Origin of the sequence: Mycobacteroides sp. H003, assembly GCF_001440135.1 — a bacterium.
Taxonomy (GTDB): domain Bacteria; phylum Actinomycetota; class Actinomycetes; order Mycobacteriales; family Mycobacteriaceae; genus Mycobacterium; species Mycobacterium gwanakae.
In genome coordinates this window covers 350,214-366,236 of record NZ_LJYL01000034.1, presented here as the reverse complement: position 1 = coordinate 366,236, position 16,023 = coordinate 350,214, and the positions used below count along the sequence as shown (strand labels likewise).

Annotated in this window: 16 protein-coding genes; 11 read left to right on the top strand and 5 right to left on the bottom strand. The window is 64.6% G+C overall.

The genetic code is table 11. The features are described from left to right. Nucleotides 1–39: 39 nt before the first annotated feature. On the top strand, nt 40–861 hold the full coding sequence (locus tag AOT87_RS21890; protein ID WP_057967453.1) for a mycofactocin-coupled SDR family oxidoreductase: 822 nt from the start codon (nt 40–42) through the stop codon (nt 859–861). Between the two features lie 7 nt (nt 862–868). On the opposite strand, the gene AOT87_RS21885 is transcribed toward AOT87_RS21890, so the two are convergent. Genes AOT87_RS21885 through ddaH form a run of 4 tightly spaced genes read right to left on the bottom strand, consistent with a single transcriptional unit; the run spans nt 869 to nt 5,346 of the window. Next, nucleotides 869–1,750: a universal stress protein gene (locus AOT87_RS21885; RefSeq protein ID WP_030096672.1), complete on the bottom strand. Its 882-nt coding sequence runs from the start codon at nt 1,748–1,750 to the stop codon at nt 869–871. Continuing rightward, nucleotides 1,747–3,222 (bottom strand): amino acid permease, encoded by a 1,476-nt coding sequence (locus AOT87_RS21880; RefSeq protein WP_057967454.1) that lies wholly within the window; start codon nt 3,220–3,222, stop codon nt 1,747–1,749. Before AOT87_RS21880 ends, AOT87_RS21885 begins: the two co-directional genes overlap by 4 nt. A gap of 25 nt (nt 3,223–3,247) precedes the next feature. After that, complete coding sequence (rocD, locus tag AOT87_RS21875) at nt 3,248–4,468, bottom strand: ornithine--oxo-acid transaminase (RefSeq protein WP_030096674.1); 1,221 nt, start codon at nt 4,466–4,468, stop codon at nt 3,248–3,250. A 20-nt stretch (nt 4,469–4,488) separates the two neighbouring features. After that, on the bottom strand, nt 4,489–5,346 hold the full coding sequence (ddaH, locus tag AOT87_RS21870) for a dimethylargininase (RefSeq protein WP_109398678.1): 858 nt from the start codon (nt 5,344–5,346) through the stop codon (nt 4,489–4,491). Nucleotides 5,347–5,481: 135 nt separating this feature from the next. Here ddaH and AOT87_RS21865 point away from each other — a divergent pair, with 135 nt between their 5' ends. Together AOT87_RS21865 and AOT87_RS21860 are read left to right on the top strand one after the other, a co-directional pair. After that, nucleotides 5,482–5,934, top strand: coding sequence for an Lrp/AsnC family transcriptional regulator (locus AOT87_RS21865; protein ID WP_030096676.1), 453 nt, complete (start codon nt 5,482–5,484; stop codon nt 5,932–5,934). Nucleotides 5,935–5,990: 56 nt separating this feature from the next. Further along, nucleotides 5,991–7,181, top strand: a complete 1,191-nt coding sequence (locus AOT87_RS21860; RefSeq protein ID WP_057967455.1) for an FAD-dependent oxidoreductase — start codon at nt 5,991–5,993, stop codon at nt 7,179–7,181. A 24-nt stretch (nt 7,182–7,205) separates the two neighbouring features. Here the strand turns inward: AOT87_RS21860 and mftR are convergent, their stop codons facing one another. After that, a complete protein-coding gene (gene mftR, locus AOT87_RS21855) occupies nt 7,206–7,802 on the bottom strand; it encodes a mycofactocin system transcriptional regulator (protein WP_057967456.1) in 597 nt (198 codons plus the stop codon). Nucleotides 7,803–7,905: 103 nt separating this feature from the next. Here mftR and mftA point away from each other — a divergent pair, with 103 nt between their 5' ends. From mftA to eat, 8 genes are all read left to right on the top strand, one after another. Further along, nucleotides 7,906–8,010, top strand: a complete 105-nt coding sequence (mftA, locus tag AOT87_RS21850; protein ID WP_030096679.1) for a mycofactocin precursor MftA — start codon at nt 7,906–7,908, stop codon at nt 8,008–8,010. Nucleotides 8,011–8,024: 14 nt separating this feature from the next. Beyond that, the gene (gene mftB / locus AOT87_RS21845) at nt 8,025–8,327 is read left to right on the top strand and encodes a mycofactocin biosynthesis chaperone MftB (RefSeq protein WP_057967457.1); all 303 of its coding nucleotides are present in this window, start codon (nt 8,025–8,027) and stop codon (nt 8,325–8,327) included. Then, nucleotides 8,327–9,541 (top strand): mycofactocin radical SAM maturase, encoded by a 1,215-nt coding sequence (gene mftC, locus AOT87_RS21840; protein ID WP_057967458.1) that lies wholly within the window; start codon nt 8,327–8,329, stop codon nt 9,539–9,541. Before mftB ends, mftC begins: the two co-directional genes overlap by 1 nt. After that, nucleotides 9,542–10,720 (top strand): pre-mycofactocin synthase MftD, encoded by a 1,179-nt coding sequence (gene mftD, locus AOT87_RS21835; protein ID WP_057967459.1) that lies wholly within the window; start codon nt 9,542–9,544, stop codon nt 10,718–10,720. A gap of 157 nt (nt 10,721–10,877) precedes the next feature. Then, nucleotides 10,878–11,624 carry a mycofactocin biosynthesis peptidyl-dipeptidase MftE gene (gene mftE / locus AOT87_RS21830; protein WP_057967460.1) on the top strand — a complete coding sequence of 249 codons (747 nt, stop codon included), beginning with the start codon at nt 10,878–10,880 and terminating at the stop codon, nt 11,622–11,624. Next, nucleotides 11,621–13,069 (top strand): mycofactocin biosynthesis glycosyltransferase MftF, encoded by a 1,449-nt coding sequence (mftF, locus tag AOT87_RS21825; protein WP_081343347.1) that lies wholly within the window; start codon nt 11,621–11,623, stop codon nt 13,067–13,069. Before mftE ends, mftF begins: the two co-directional genes overlap by 4 nt. Nucleotides 13,070–13,095: 26 nt before the next feature. After that, nucleotides 13,096–14,493, top strand: a complete 1,398-nt coding sequence (gene mftG, locus AOT87_RS21820) for a mycofactocin system GMC family oxidoreductase MftG (protein ID WP_256364542.1) — start codon at nt 13,096–13,098, stop codon at nt 14,491–14,493. Between the two features lie 61 nt (nt 14,494–14,554). Next, complete coding sequence (eat, locus tag AOT87_RS21815; protein ID WP_057967462.1) at nt 14,555–16,018, top strand: ethanolamine permease; 1,464 nt, start codon at nt 14,555–14,557, stop codon at nt 16,016–16,018. Nucleotides 16,019–16,023: the final 5 nt, after the last annotated feature.

Sequence of the window (16,023 nt, the reverse complement as noted above, 5' to 3'; positions counted from 1 at the left end):
TGCTGCTGCTAGCCTGGCTTCAAGTGCAAAGGAGCAGACATGGCGGATCAGCCCTTGGCTGGAAAAGTGGCCTTCGTAACCGGAGCGGCTCGTGGGCAGGGACGGCAGCACGCCGTCCGGCTGGCCCAGGCGGGCGCGGACATCGTTGCGATCGACGTGTGTGCCCCCGTGTCGGAGTATGCGGGGTACGAGGCTGCGACACCGGAAGACCTCAAGGAAACGGTGCGGCTCGTGGAGGCTGCCGGGCGCAAGATCATCGCCGAGCAGGCCGATGTCCGCAACGGCGCGGCACTGCAGAGTGTGGTCGAGGAGGCCGTTGCCCAGTTCGGGCACATTGACATCCTCATCGCCAATGCTGGAGTGCTCAGCTGGGGCAGGTTGTGGGAGATGCCCGACCAGCAGTGGGAAGACGTCATCGACACCAACCTCACCGGCACCTGGAAGACCGTGAAAGCCGTTGTGCCGACGATGATCAAGGCCGGCAACGGCGGTTCGATCGTGATCGTCAGCTCGGTGTCCGGGCTCAAGGGCACTCCGGGTAACGGCGCCTATGTCGCCTCGAAGTTCGGCCTGACCGGACTCACCAAGTCGTTGACGATCGAACTGGCCGAGTACGGTATCCGGGTCAACTCGATCCATCCGTACGGGGTGACCACGCCGATGATCACCGGCGATGCCATGATGAAGTTACTGGCCGAACATCCCAATTATCTGCCGAGTATTGCGCCGATGCCGTTGTCGCCCACCAAGATGCTCGAGCCCGATGAGATCTCCGATGTGGTGGTGTGGCTGGCGGGCGACGCCTCCGGCACGTTGGCCGGTGCTCAGGTGCCCGTCGACAAGGGGCACCTGACCTACTGAGACAGCTCTAGCCTGGCATCACCACGACGGGAACCGGGCTGTGCCTGACGATCTTGGTTGCGCGGGACCCCAGGAAGACGCGGGCAACCGTGCTGTGGGGGCGGCTGCCGAGCACCAATAGCTCGCCGTCGAGCCACTCGGCGTTGTCCAAGGCGTCGTCCCAGCTGTCGCCGGTGACGACCTTGAGCTCGACCTCGGATTCGATCACTCCGTCCTGACGCAGTCCGGCCAGCGCCTCTTCGGACTGGGCGACCCAGCTGGCGAGCACCGCGTCCTCGGCCTCGGGGCCCACCCCGGCCGTCAGCATGGTGCGGCCGCGTACGGCGAAGGTGACCACGCGCAACGGCGCGTGCAGACGTTGTGTCAGCCGAACCGCTTGGTGTACAACGTCAACCGCATCCTCTGTGCCCGGGTATCCGCAGGTGACCCGGCTGACCGTGCCAGCCTTCGAACCGCGGTAACCGCGGGGGCTGATGGCCAGGGGGACGGGGGAGGAGTGCAACAGCCGGTCCCCGGTCGAGCCCAGTACGACTTGCCCGAGGCTTCCTTCCGAGGCGGAGCCCACGACGAGTACATCCGCGTCAGAGGCCTCCACCGCTTCCAGCAGCCCGCCGGACACCGAGCGATGAGCCACGTTGTGGAATGTGACATCGATTCCGGCGCTGATCTTTTCAAGATACGCAGCGGCCTCGGACTTCGAATCGTCGGAGAGTTTCTGAGCCCATTGCGCGTACTCGGCGTCGATCTTGGCTTTCGACAGTGTGGTCCACGGCTTCGGTACCACGGTGGTGACTGTCAGGGAGGTCTCCAGAACGCGGGCAGATTCGACAGCCAGGTGCAGGGCGCCCTTGCCGCCCTTGCCCGAGAGATATCCGACGACGACGGTCATACCGGTTCCTTCTCGGGCAGTTCGGCTGGGTCGTTGGGTGCGTCGTTCAGCGCGCTGTGGTGCCGTCCCCACACCAGGTAGAACACCAGCACCACGGCAACCCATGACCCGAACGCGATCCAGGTGACCCAGGGCAGGCTGAACAGGATGTAACCGCAGGCGATCACGGCGAGAACCGGAGTGACCGGGTAGCCGGGAACACGGAAGGCGCGCGGCAGCTCGGGTTCTCGGATCCGCAGGATGATGACACCGATCGACACCACGATGAAGGCGGTGAGGGTGCCGATCGACACCATGTTCGCGAGGCTGTTCAGCGGTACGAAGGCGGCCATGAGGCCCACGACGATCGCGACGATGATCGTGTTGTTCACCGGTGTCAACGTGCGGGGATTGACCTGTGCGAAGACCGAGGGCAGCAGGCCGTCGCGGCCGATGGCGAACAGGATGCGGGTCTGGCCGTACATCGAGACCAGGGTGATCGAGAAGATCGAAATGACCGCGCCGACCGCGAGGAAGGTACTGGCAGAGGTACTTCCGGTGACCTTGTCCAGAATCAGGGCCAGGCCGGCGGACTGTCCCTCGAACTCCCGCCACGGCTGTGCGCCGAGTGCGGCGAGGGCGACCACGAGGTAGAAGGCGGTGACGATGAGGAGTGCGGCGATGAGCGCGCGCGGCATCGTGCGTTGCGGGTCCTTCACTTCCTCGCCGGCGGTGGACACCGTGTCCAACCCGACATAGGTGAAGAAGATCGTTCCGGCTGCGGCGCCGATACCGCTGACGCCGAACGGCGCGAAGTCGGAGAAGTTACCCGCCTGAAACGCGGTGAACGCGATGATCGCGAAGACCGTCAGAACGGCGAGTTTGAGCAGCACCATGACCGTGTTCACGAGTGCGGACTCACTGGTTCCACGGATGAGCAGGATCGCGCACATGACAATCAGGACCACGGCCGGCAGGTTGAGCCAGGCATGCGGCACTCCCGGATCGACGTTGTCCCAGGGGGCGGCGCTGATCGCGTGCGGCAGATGCGATCCGAAGACATTGACCAGAAGCTTGTCGAGGTACTGGCTCCAGCCCACCGCGACCGCGGCCGCTGATACGCCGTACTCCAGCAGCAGACAGGCGGCCACCACCATCGCTGCCAGCTCGCCCAACGTGGTGTACGCGTAGGAGAACGAGGAACCCGATACCGGTACCGCGGAGGCCAACTCGGCATAGCAGAGCGCTGCCAGTCCTGCGGCGAGACCAGCGACCAGGAACGAGGCCATCACCGCGGGGCCTGCCTTGGGCACGGATTCGGCCAAGATGAAGAAGATTCCGGTGCCCACCGTGGCGCCGACGCCGATCATGGTGAGTTGGAATGTCCCCATCGATTGCCTCAGATGCCCGCCGGCGCCGTGGGCAGTGGGAGCCCCCGACGTGGGACGGCGCCGCAGCAGCTGCTGGGCAAGGCTGGGTGACGAGGGTGCCATTGTGCCTCCTGGGGCCGGGCGAAACCTACCGGCTTTTGGCCAGCGCATCAGCGAACTGGTCTATTGCCCAATCGATTTCGTCCTCGGTGATGACAAGGGGTGGTGCAAACCGGAGAGTCGCGCCATGCGTGTCCTTCACTAAGACGCCACACTCTGCCATGCGCAGACTGATTTGTCTTCCGGTTGCCAGATTCGGATCGATGTCGACCCCGGCCCACAGCCCCAGTGAACGCACCTCGGTGACGCCGTGGCCGATCAGAGCATCCAGGCGTCGTCGCAGATGCCCACCGTGAACCGCCGCCCGCCGCTGGAACTCACCACGCTCGAGGATTGCCACGACTGTCGATCCGATGGCTGCGGCCAACGGATTTCCACCGAAGGTGGAGCCGTGTTCGCCTGGATGCAGCACGCCAAGCACGTCGACGTCGGCGACCACGGCGGAGACAGGGACCACGCCACCGCCCAGCGCCTTACCCAGTAGGTAGACGTCCGGGACCACGTTCCAGTGGTCACACGCGAACATCTTGCCGGTGCGCGCGAGCCCGGCCTGGATCTCGTCGGCGATGAACAGCACATTGTTCTCGGTGCACATTGCGCGGACCGCGGGCAGGTAGTCGTCGGGCGGAATGATGATGCCGGCCTCGCCCTGAACCGGTTCGAGCAGGACGGCGACGGTGTTGTCGTCGATCGCCCGTGCCAGCGCAGCGATGTCGCCGAACGGCACCATGCGGAAGCCGGGTGTGAACGGGCCAAATCCGCCGCGCGCCGTCTCGTCGGAGGAGAAACTTACGATGCTGATGGTCCGGCCGTGGAAGTTGTTGTGAGCCACCACGATGTTGGCCTGTCCGGCGGGCACTCCCTTGACGTCGGTGCCCCATTTACGGGCGACCTTGATGCCACTTTCCACCGCCTCGGCCCCGGTGTTCATCGGCAGCACCATGCCCTTGCCGCAGAGGCGGGCGAGGTCGCGACAGAACCTGCCGAGACGATCCGAATGAAATGCCCGGCTTACCAGGGTCACCGTGTCGAGCTGAGCGTGGGCGGCCGCGAGAATCTCGGGGTTGCCGTGGCCGAAGTTCACCGCCGAGTAGGCGGCCAGACAATCCAGATAGCGCTTGCCGTCCACGTCTTCGATCCACGCGCCCTCGGCGCGGTGGGCGACGACCGGTAGCGGCGCATAGTTGTGTGCGCCGTACTGCTCGGCCAACTCGATGTATTCGGCGCTCTTGTATGAGTCGGGTGACATGCCGGGGGCCTCCGTGACGGTCACGAGTGCAGCTCCAGCGTGCAGCATTTCACCGAACCGCCACCCTTGAGAAGCTCGGAGAGATCGATACCGATCGGTTCGAATCCGGCGGTGCGGAGTTGTTCGGCGAATCCGGTCGCGGTGGCGGGCAGCATGACGTGGCGACCGTCGGACACCGCGTTCATCCCGAGCACGTAGGCGTCGGTCGAGCTGGCGATGATCGCGTTGGGGTACATGAACCGCAGCCGGGCTTGCGAGGCCTCACTGAACGCCTGCGGGTAGTACGCCACGGTCTGCGGATCCAGTACGGCCAGCGCGGTATCCAGGTGATAGAACCGCGGATCGACGAGCTCCAGTGTTACCACGGGAATGTCGAGCATTCGCGCCACTTCCACATGAGACCGGACGTCGGTGCGGAAACCCGTGCCGGCCAACATGACGTCGCCCGCCAGCAGGAAGTCGCCCTGGCCCTCATTGGTGTACCGGGTATGCATGGCGCGCAGTCCGTGCACACGCATCCATTCGGCATGTGCGGCGGATTCGCCGGCGCGTTCGCGGTGGGTGAACCGTGCGACAACGGCGTTGCCCCGCAGCACGACTCCGCCGTTGGCCGCGTAGACCATGTCCGGTAGGCCCGCTACGGGAGGCAGGATGTCCACCGTGTGGCCCAGGCGTTCGTAGGTGGCGCGCAACGTATCCCACTGGGCGGTGGCCAACGTCGGATCGACCGGGTTGGATATGTCCATCCAGGGATTGATCGCGTATTCGACGGTGTAGTACGTCGGCGGCACCATCACGTAGTGACGCGTCGTCGGTGTTCTGTCTGGCTGTTGGATGGGGGAGCCGGCCGGGTGTCCACCCTCGTGCACAACGGTCATGCGCTGAGCGTAGGAGAGGCAATTTCCGCAATCAATCTCTATACGTTGTCTGAGTCACCGCGATTCATTGCGTCCAAGCTGTGAATTTGGCATTCTATTGCAGAACTGAGCAAGGTTGCCGGAGGAGGAACGTGAATGGCCGAGCTCGATGCCACCGATGAGCGGATTGTGACGCTGTTGATGCGCAATGCTCGGGCGACGTTCGCCGAGATCGGTGAGGAGGTCAACCTGTCGGCCCCCGCGGTCAAGCGTCGTGTCGACCGGCTGGTTGCGACGGGGGTGATCAAGGGGTTCACCACCGTGGTGGATCGCGCTGCCGTGGGCTGGAACACCGAGGCCTACGTCCAGGTGTACTGCCAGGGCACCATCACGCCGGAAGCCTTGCGGCGGGCATGGATCGACATTCCCGAGGTCGTCAGTGCCGCGACGGTGACCGGAACCTCCGATGCGATGTTGCGGGTGCTGGCACGCGATATCCAGCACCTCGAGCGTGCGCTGGAACGCATCCGTGCCAGTGGGGACATCGACCGCACCGAGAGCATCGTGGTGCTTTCCAACCTGGTGGACCGGGCGCAGGTCCAGGGGTAAGAGGCAGGGGCGATAGGCCTGACATTGCCCGTGTCCAGTCGTGTAAGAAGAAACCCATGAGCGATGCGGATCGAGGGGTACTGATCATCGGCGGCGGGCTGGGGGCGGTACGAACCGCCGAACAGTTACGCCGCGCCGAGTTCTCCGGGCCGATCACCATCGTGAGCAGCGAGGCGCACTTGCCCTACGACCGTCCGCCGCTGTCCAAGGACGTCTTGCGGGACGCGGAGAAGACAATCGATGCGGTAGTGCTCAAGCCGCGAGAGTTTTACGACGAGAAGCAGATTGAGCTGCGACTCGGTGCCAAGGTGGTCGCGCTGGACCCTGCTGCCCGGACGGCCACGCTGGATGACGGCAGCACCCTGGAGTACGGAGAGGCCGTCATCGCGACCGGCCTCGTTCCCCGGCGTATCGCTGCCTTCCCCGAGCTGGACGGCATCCACGTCCTGCGCACCGCCGATGACAGCTTCGCGCTGCGAGGCGACGCCGAGAAGGCGCGGCGAGCGGTGGTGGTCGGGGCTGGATTCATCGGGTGTGAGGTCGCGTCCACATTGCGTGCCAACGGAGTTGATGTGGTTCTCGTCGAACCGCAACCGGCTCCGCTGCTGGCGGCGATCGGACAGCAGCTCGGCGACCTGGTTGCCCGGCTGCATCGCAATGAGGGCGTAGACGTTCGGGTGGGAGTAGGCGTAGACGCGGTCGAGGGAGACGGGCGGGTTCAGTCCGTCACCTTGTCCGACGGCACGCGCCTGGACTCCGATCTCGTCGTGCTGGGTATCGGGAGCCGGCCCGCCACGGACTGGTTGGACGGGTCGGGCGTCGAGGTGAACAACGGCGTGGTGTGCGATGCGGTGGGCCGTACCGGCACCCCGCATGTCTGGGCGTTGGGCGATGTGGCCGCGTGGGCGGATGCTGACGGCCGCCCCAGCCGGGTGGAGCATTGGAGCAATGTCGCCGATCAAGTCCGCGCGCTCGTACCCGCCTTACTCGGTCAAGAGCCGGCGGCGAATGCGGCTGCCGTGCCGTACTTTTGGAGCGATCAGTACGACGTGAAGATCCAGTCGCTCGGACATCTCGGCGACGCGGATACCGTGCATCTCATTTCCGATGACGGCCGGAAATTCCTGGCATATCTGGAGCGCGACGGTGTGCTCACCGGCGTCGTCGGCTGCGGGATGGCCGGCCCGGTGATGAAGATGCGGGCCAAGATCGCCGCGGGAACGCCCATCGCCGACGTGCTGGAGTAGCGCCTGTTCCTTCCGCCCGCGAGCTCAGTCCAGCCCGCGCAGACCCACCTCTGCGGCATCGAGGCCCTTGCCGAGCAGTGTGGTGAGCGTGGCGGACTCGTCGGCGAGCCATTGTTCGTAAGCGGCGAGTGCCACTCCGAGCAGGGTCCAGGCAACGGTCTGCGGTAAGAGGGTGCCGGGATCGGTGCCGGTGCGTGCGGCCACGAACTGCGCGATGACGTCGCGCCAGCCGGTGTACATCAGCATCGAGTATGCCTGTAACGCAGGGACTTCCAAGATCAGCCGCATCCGCATGCGGTGGCGCGGGGTCTCATCGGCCGGAAAGTCGTTGAATGTCAGCAATGCCTGGCGCAGGGCCGTGCTGATATCCACCGTGTCCGGTGTCTTCTCCAGCAGTGCGCGCATCACCTCAAGATGGGAGTCGAAGTCTCCCCACACGATTGCGTTCTTGGAGCTGTAGTAACGAAACACCGTACGCCGGGCGATACCGGCCGCTGCGGCGATGTCGTCGACGCTCACGTCGTCGAAGTTGCGCTGCGCGAACAGTGCCATGGCAACTGCGGTGATCTCATCCCGGGTTGTCGAAGGGCGCCGTCCCACGCGCGCCGGCTGCGCACTCATGCCGAGAACTGTGCCATTTCCAGCCACCCTCTTCCCTTTCTGCACTCGATGCCATTATTATCGTGATCGTTGCCACAGTCCAGACTCACAAGGGAGTGAACAGATGGCCGAGCCCACCACTGTCGCCGGACAGACCACCGACACCGAGTTGGTGCAGGAATCGCTGGTCGAAGAGGTGTCGATCGACGGGATGTGCGGCGTCTACTGAGACGCCCCACCTCGATGAGCGCCATGATTGACGAGGCGCCCTCCGGTTTCGATTGGACCCGGCCCTGGCAGTTGCACCCCCAGGTGTCGTTGCGCCCCGAGCCGTTTGGGGCGCTGCTCTACCACTTCGGCACCCGCAAGCTGTCCTTCCTGAAGAACCGCACGCTGCTGCAGATCGTGCAATCGCTTCCCGACCACACCAGCGCTGAGAATGCTTGGCGCGCCGCCGGTGTCGAAGACGGCCAGGCCGCTGCATACCAGCGGGCACTGGCCGTGCTGGCGGATTCGACGATGATCGTGACCCGAGAGGACGCTTGATGAGCGCTCCCGCTGTACCCCGCCTGGTGGATCAGTTCGAACAGGGACTGGATGCTCCCATCTGCCTCACCTGGGAACTGACCTACGCCTGCAACCTGTCCTGTGTGCACTGCCTGTCATCGTCGGGCAAGCGTGATCCGCGCGAGCTGTCCACCGCGCAGTGCAAGGGCATCATCGACGAGCTCGAACGCATGCAGGTGTTCTACGTGAACATTGGTGGCGGGGAACCCACTGTGCGCTCAGACTTTTGGGAGCTCGTCGACTATGCGACCGAGCACCATGTGGGGGTCAAGTTCTCGACCAACGGTGTGCGCATCACCGAGGAGGTGGCGGCGCGGCTGGCCGCGAGCGATTACGTCGATGTGCAGATCTCGCTGGACGGCGCGACCGCAGAGGTGAACGACGCCGTGCGCGGCGCGGGATCGTTCGCCATGGCGGTACGCGCGCTGGAGAATCTGGCTGCCGCCGGCTTCAAGGACGCCAAGATCTCGGTGGTGGTCACTCGTCACAACGTGGACCAGCTCGACGAGTTCGCGGATCTGGCGGCAAAATACGGTGCAACGCTGCGGATTACACGGTTGCGGCCTTCCGGGCGCGGTGCCGATGTGTGGGACGAACTGCACCCCACCCCTGCGCAGCAGCGTCAGCTGTACGACTGGCTGGTGCTCAATGGTGAGCGGGTGCTCACGGGTGATTCCTTCTTCCACCTGTCGGCGTACGGCGATGGCTCCGGTGGTTTGCCAGGCCTGAACATGTGCGGTGCTGGCCGGGTGGTGTGCCTGATCGATCCGGTCGGTGATGTCTACGCGTGCCCATTTGCCATCCACGATCGGTTCATGGCCGGAAATGTGGTGTCTGATGGTGGATTTGATGAGGTGTGGAAGCACTCACAGTTGTTCAACGAGTTGCGCGAGCCACAGTCCGCGGGCGCGTGCGGCAGCTGTGGGCATTATGACAGCTGCCGGGGCGGCTGCATGGCGGCGAAGTTCTTTACCGGCTTGCCGATGGATGGACCCGACCCGGAATGCGTACAGGGCTACGGCGAGGCGGCCCTGGCCGCAGATCGCGTCGTGCCCAAACCCAGTGGGGACCATTCGCATTCGAAGGGTAAACGCAGCCCGGCCTCGGGCCCAGTTGCGCTGACCCTGACTCGCCGGCCCCCATCGCGCGCGTGCGACGAGAACCCCCTTTCCAACGTACGAGCAGGACGGTAGATGGCGCGCAACACATGGTTCGAAACGGTCGCGATTGCCCAGCAGCGGGCCAAGAAGCGGCTGCCGAAGTCCGTCTACAGCTCGCTGATCTCGGCCAGTGAGAAGGGGCTGACGGTCAGCGACAACGTCGAGGCGTTCGGGGAGCTTGGATTCGAGCCCCACGTCGTCGGCATTCAGCCGGACCGTGAACTGTCGACAACAGTGTTGGGGCAAGAGATTTCACTGCCGGTGATGATTTCGCCAACCGGCGTTCAGGCGGTGGATCCCGATGGTGAGGTGGCTGTGGCGCGGGCGGCCGCCGCGCGTGGAACCGCCATGGGGCTGTCGTCCTTTGCGAGCAAGCCCATCGAGGACGTGGTGGCTGCCAATCCGAAGACGCACTTTCAGATCTACTGGCTGGGCGGACGCGACGATGTGGCTCGGCGCATCCAGCGCGCGAAAGATGCTGGAGCGGTGGGGCTTATCGCCACCCTGGACTGGAGCTTCTCGCACGGTCGCGACTGGGGGAGCCCGTCCATACCCGAGAAGATGAACCTGCGGTCGATGATCCGGCTGGCGCCGGAAGTGGTGACCAAGCCCGGCTGGCTGTGGTCGTTCGGCAAGGGCATGAACATCCCGGACCTGCGGGTGCCGAACCAGGCGGCCCGCGGCGAGGCCGGCCCGCCGTTCTTCGATGCCTACGGGCAGTGGATGGGAACCCCGGCGCCCACCTGGGATGACGTGCGGTGGATGCGTGAGCAGTGGGACGGTCCGTTCATGCTCAAGGGTGTGATGCGCATCGATGACGCCAAACATGCTGTAGATTGCGGTGTTTCGGCGATATCGGTGTCTAATCACGGTGGTAACAACCTCGACGGAACACCTGCGTCGATTCGGGCATTGCCGGGCATCGCAGCGGCCGTCGGTGGTGATGTCGAGGTGCTGCTCGATGGTGGCATCCGGCGGGGCAGTGACGTCGTCAAGGCGTTGGCCCTTGGTGCCCGCGCGGTGATGATCGGACGCGCGTACCTCTGGGGCCTCGCGGCCGCCGGTCAGTCCGGTGTCGAGAACGTCCTGGACATCATGCGTGGCGGCATCGACTCGGCGCTGATGGGACTTGGCAAAAAGTCTGTGCACGAACTATCGCCAGATGATCTTTTGATCCCCGAGGGATTTGCCCGGGGCCTGGGGCGGCACTAGTTCAGCGCAGCGCGAATCGAACACGGTGGCGGCGTCGTCGATGTGGCGGCAGGGACTGGCGTGACAATCGGTGCGAAATAGCGCCTAGCGCATAAGCCGACGGCCAGCAAGGATGTAAAGACCTCGATCGTGTGCGCCAACTTTGGATGCATTTGACGTGAATTCGGCCTACCATCGGCGGGTGGCTGTTCCGACTGTCTTGAGCACCGCCATCTCTCCGGAGCTCGCAGACGCGGCCATTACGCTGTTCACTCCGCTCGGCTCAACCGAGCAGCACGGGCCGCACTTGCCGCTGGACACCGACACCCGCATTGCCAACGCTGTGGCTACCGCGGCGGCCGGGGAGCTGGCGGCCGATACGGGTCAGGGTCGGACCGCTCTCGCCCCGGCCATCGCGTACGGATCCAGCGGAGAACATCAATCCTTCGCTGGAACGATCTCGATCGGGACCGAGGCGCTGACTCAGGTCCTGGTTGAGTACGCCCGGTCGGCCACACAGTGGTGCCGGCGCATCGTCTTCGTGAACGGTCACGGCGGGAATATCGAGGCGACGGTCTCCGCAGTGCGGCTGCTGCGTTCCGAGGGGCGCGATATCGCGTGGTGGGCGTGTGCGGTCGAAGGCGGCGATGCTCATGCGGGACACGTGGAAACGTCTCTACTGCTACATATTTCACCGGAGAACGTGCGTCGTGAGGAAGTGCTCGCCGGAAATTCGGCACCGCTGCGCGAACTGATGGCGCCTATGCGTGCGGGCGGAGTAGCGGCGGTGAGCGCCATCGGTGTGCTCGGAGATCCGACCACCGCCAGCAGCCAGGAAGGCGCACGGATGCTCGCGACGATGACTCGACAATGCGCCGACGCGGTGCGCCGTTGGACACCCGACGCGGACGGGCGGCTGGTATGACCACCAGTGACGAGCCGGCGCAGGGCGTGTCCGCACCGCACGGACGGTTACCCGACGGATTCGCGGTACAGGTGGATCGGCGCGTTCGCGTTCTCGACGAGGGCTCGGCGCTACTGGGTGGCTCCCCAACCCGGCTGCTGCGATTGGCTCCGGCCGCGCGGACCCTGCTTTCCGGTGGACGGCTCGAGGTCCGTGACGCGACCAGCGCGCAGCTTGCCCGGACGCTGCTGGATGCGACCGTCGCTCACCCCCGGCCCACGGGTGGGCCCGGATATCGAGACGTGACCGTCGTTATTCCTTGCCTTAACAATGGATTTGGCCTTCGTCGGCTGCTACGGGCGTTGCGCGGGATGCGCGTGATCGTCATCGACGACGGTTCCACCATTCCGATCCTGGAGTGCGATCTGGAGGGCATGCACTGTGACGTGACGGTGGTACGTCACGAAGAGAGTCAGGGCCCGGCAGCGGCCCGCAATACCGGGCTGAAGCTGGCGACCACGGATTTCGTCGCCTTCCTTGACTCGGATGTGGTGCCTAGGCGCGGCTGGCTGGAGGCACTGTTGGGGCATTTCAGTGATCCGGCTGTTGCTCTGGTCGCCCCCCGGATTGTGGGATTAGTCTTGAGCGACAACGCGATTGCTCGCTATGAGGCGGTCAGGTCCTCGTTGGACCTCGGCCTTCGTGAGGCGCCCGTCGTTCCGTACGGCCCGGTGTCGTATGTCCCCAGTGCGGCGATCGTGGTTCGCCGGGCCGCGATAGACGAGATCGGTGGGTTCGACGAATCGCTGCGATGCGGTGAAGACGTGGATCTGTGCTGGCGGCTGATCGAGGCGGGGTCTCGGCTTCGGTACGAACCGGTGTCCCATGTGGCTCATGATCATCGACTGACACTTCGAGAATGGTTTGCGCGCAAAGCATTTTATGGAATGAGCGCTGCGCCGCTGTCGACGCGTCACCCCGACAAGGTGGCGCCGATGGTCATCTCGCGATGGACACTGCTGGTGTGGATTCTGGCGGCGGTGGGTTCTGGGATGGGCTATCTGGCCGCGGCGGGCATGGCCGCGCTCGCGGCCGGGCGTGTCGCGCGGACATTGCGGGGAGTGGACACCCCGCCGCGTGACGTCCTTCGGGTGGCCACCCAGGGTGTGGGCGGTGCTGCGTTGCAGATCGCGTCCGCGTTGTGCCGCCATTACTGGCCATTGGCGTTGGTGGCCGCCGCACTCTCGCGGCGCAGTCGCCAAGTGCTCGTGGTGGCCGCCATCGTTGACGGCGTGGTGGATTGGATGAAGCGCAACGACAACTCGGCGTCTCCCGATGATCGCATCGGCCTGCTCGAGTACGTATTGCTGAAGCGTCTTGACGACATCGCCTACGGGATTGGCTTGTGGTCGGGGATCGTGCAGGAGCGCGATCTCGGTGCGCTTCGACCGGAATTACGGCCCTGAGTAGGCCGATCCACGCGGATGCGCTCATCGTGGGCGCGGGCAGCGCGGGTTCGATTCTGGCCAGCCGCCTTTCTGAAGACCCGTCGTTTCGTGTGGTGCTGGTCGAGGCCGGGCCGGCGGCCTCGGCGGACGAGGACGGTGTGCGCGACGGGTACCGTCTGCCGATCGGCCCGGACAGTCAGATAGCCACCTACTACTGGGCCACGTTGACATCCACCGGTGATCAGGCCGAGTTGGTGCGCGGATCGGTGGTGGGTGGCTCCGGCGCGATCAACGGCGGTTACTTCGTGCGGGGTCGGCCCGCGGATTTCGATGGATGGTCGGTGCCGGGGTGGGCCTGGGTGGATGTGCGTGATGACTTTCGCGCGATGGAGACTGATCGTGACTTTCGGGATGATCCGCTACACGGCTCATCGGGACCCATACCGATCGGGCGCAGGCACGAACAGAGTGCCGCGGGAAGAGAACTGGCGGATCTCGCCGTCAAAGCCGGCTATCCGGTGGTGGCAGACCTCAACGGCAAGGCCGGTGTTGGGGTGGGATTGGTGCCGCTCAACATCGACAGCGGTGTGCGGATCGGGCCGGCGCGTGCGTATCTGGAGGGAGCGGGCTGGCGCCCCAATCTTGCGGTGTACTCCGGTACTCGTGTATTGCGGGTGCTGTGTGGTGGCGGGCGTGCCACCGGGGTGCAGGTGGCGGTGGGGAGCTCGGTGCGAACTCTGACCGCTGATCGAATCATATTGAGCGCGGGTGCGATTGAGAGCGCCAAGCTGCTACTGCTCTCCGGGGTGGGACCGGCCGATGACCTGCGCGCGGTGGGGGTCGAGCCCATTGTCGACCTACCCGGTGTGGGGACCCGCGTGATGGACCACGCGGAGTGGGTGCTCGATACCGGCGATGGTGGGCAGCCGGGGTACCCCGTACTGGACACCGTCTTGCACACCGACCGTCAGACGGGTCTCGAGATACGCCCGTACACAATAGGATTCGCTGCCATGGCAGGTGCTCAGGTGAATGGCGCCGATGCCAGGCAGATCGGCGTAGCGTTGATGACCCCGAGGTGCCGGGGTCGAGTCGAATTACGTTCGGCCGATCCTGCAGCGCCGGTGTACATCGACTTGAGGTACGACAGCGAGACCGCCGATATGGATCGCTTGCGGGACGGAGTCCGTCTGGTGTCCGAGCTGTACGGTCGGCGGTTCGGTGGTCCGCGGTGGTCCACATCGCAACATCTGTGCGCGACCGCACCCATGGGTAATGACGAGGACAAGTACGCGGTCGTCGACAAGTACTGTCGTGTCAGGGGAATCGACGGGCTCTTCGTCATCGACGGGTCGATCATGCCGACCATTCCGAGCCGCGGACCGGCGGCCACAATTGCGATGATCGGGCATCGAGCGGCGCAGTTTGTTGCGTGGTCGTAACGAGGATGCGAATCTTGGCGTCTACCGCACACGAGCACGCCATCGGCCGCACAATTGGACGATGTCAACTCCCGATGACACCGTCAGTCCACATCCGGAGGCCGCGCACGATCATGCGGGTGTCCAATCGCATCTCGAGGGTGCCGACTACCTCGCGCGGCGGCAGCTGAGGTCGGGGACCGCCGGCTGGGTGCTACTGGCCGGGCTCGGCGTGAGCTACGTGATCTCCGGCGATTACGCGGGCTGGAACACCGGCCTGAGCAAGGGAGGTTTCGGTGGCATGGCCATCGCGGCGGTAGTCATCGCCGCGATGTATCTGTCGATGGTGCTCAGCATGGCAGAGATGTCGTCGGCGCTACCCACCGCGGGTGGTGGTTACACCTTCGCCCGGCGTGCCCTGGGCCCATGGGGTGGATTCGCAACCGGGACGGCGATTCTCATTGAGTACGCGATAGCTCCGGCCGCCATTGCCACGTTCATCGGAAGTTACGTCCAATCACTGCATCTGTTCGGGCTCAAGGACGGATGGTGGATCTACCTGGCTGTGTATGCGATCTTCATAGGGATTCATCTCAGTGGTGCGGGCGAGGCGCTCAGGACGATGTTCATCATCACCGGGATCGCGCTCGTAGGCCTGATCACCTTTGCGATCGGCGCCGTCGGCCGATTCGACGCGAAGAACCTGACCAACATTCCTGTGGATGAAACAGCAGCGGGCGCATCGGCATTACTGCCCTACGGGTATTTGGGAATCTGGGCGGCGGTGCCGTTCGCGATCTGGTTGTTCCTGGCGATCGAGGGCGTGCCGCTTGCGGCCGAGGAAGCGCGAGATCCCGCGAAGAACATCCCACGCGGCATCGTGATGGCGATGCTGGTGCTTGTTGTCACCGGGACGGTCGTGCTGTTCCTGGTGCCCGGCGCGGGCGGTGCCGAGGCGATGGGACAGTCGGGTAATCCCTTGGTCGAGGCGCTGGGAACCACCACGGTCGCCAAGGCGGTCAACTACATCGGGCTGGCCGGCCTCATCGCCAGCTTCTTCTCGATCGTGTACGCCTACAGCCGGCAGACCTTTGCGTTGTCCCGTGCCGGTTATCTGCCGACCCGGCTATCGGTCACCAACAGCCGGAAGGCTCCCGTGCTGGCATTGATCGTGCCGGGAGTCATCGGATTCCTCTTGTCGCTCAGTGGCAAAGGCGCGATGTTGCTCAACATGGCGGTTTTCGGTGCGGCGCTGAGCTATGTGCTGATGATGGTCAGTCACATTGTGCTGCGTGTTCGCGAGCCCGAGATGCAGCGGCCGTACCGAACCCCAGGCGGCATCGCCACCAGCGGGTTCGCACTGGTGATCGCGTGTGCGGCGGTAGTGGCGACTTTCATCGTCGATACCACCGCGGCTTTTGCCACGTTCGGGGTGTTCATCCTGTTTATGGCGTACTTTGGGCTCTATAGCCGACACCACTTGGTCGCCAACTCCCCGGACGAAGAGTTCGCGGCGCTTGCAGAAGCCGAGAACGAATTGAAATAGGCATA

Coding starts and splice junctions, on each gene's coding strand:
- AOT87_RS21890 (WP_057967453.1), top strand. CDS start 40: ATGGCGGATCAGCCCTTGGCTGGAAAAGTGGCCTTCGTAACCGGAGCG.
- AOT87_RS21885 (WP_030096672.1), bottom strand. CDS start 1,750: ATGACCGTCGTCGTCGGATATCTCTCGGGCAAGGGCGGCAAGGGCGCC.
- AOT87_RS21880 (WP_057967454.1), bottom strand. CDS start 3,222: ATGGCACCCTCGTCACCCAGCCTTGCCCAGCAGCTGCTGCGGCGCCGT.
- rocD (WP_030096674.1), bottom strand. CDS start 4,468: ATGTCACCCGACTCATACAAGAGCGCCGAATACATCGAGTTGGCCGAG.
- ddaH (WP_109398678.1), bottom strand. CDS start 5,346: ATGACCGTTGTGCACGAGGGTGGACACCCGGCCGGCTCCCCCATCCAA.
- AOT87_RS21865 (WP_030096676.1), top strand. CDS start 5,482: ATGGCCGAGCTCGATGCCACCGATGAGCGGATTGTGACGCTGTTGATG.
- AOT87_RS21860 (WP_057967455.1), top strand. CDS start 5,991: ATGAGCGATGCGGATCGAGGGGTACTGATCATCGGCGGCGGGCTGGGG.
- mftR (WP_057967456.1), bottom strand. CDS start 7,802: ATGAGTGCGCAGCCGGCGCGCGTGGGACGGCGCCCTTCGACAACCCGG.
- mftA (WP_030096679.1), top strand. CDS start 7,906: ATGGCCGAGCCCACCACTGTCGCCGGACAGACCACCGACACCGAGTTG.
- mftB (WP_057967457.1), top strand. CDS start 8,025: ATGAGCGCCATGATTGACGAGGCGCCCTCCGGTTTCGATTGGACCCGG.
- mftC (WP_057967458.1), top strand. CDS start 8,327: ATGAGCGCTCCCGCTGTACCCCGCCTGGTGGATCAGTTCGAACAGGGA.
- mftD (WP_057967459.1), top strand. CDS start 9,542: ATGGCGCGCAACACATGGTTCGAAACGGTCGCGATTGCCCAGCAGCGG.
- mftF (WP_081343347.1), top strand. CDS start 11,621: ATGACCACCAGTGACGAGCCGGCGCAGGGCGTGTCCGCACCGCACGGA.
- eat (WP_057967462.1), top strand. CDS start 14,555: ATGTCAACTCCCGATGACACCGTCAGTCCACATCCGGAGGCCGCGCAC.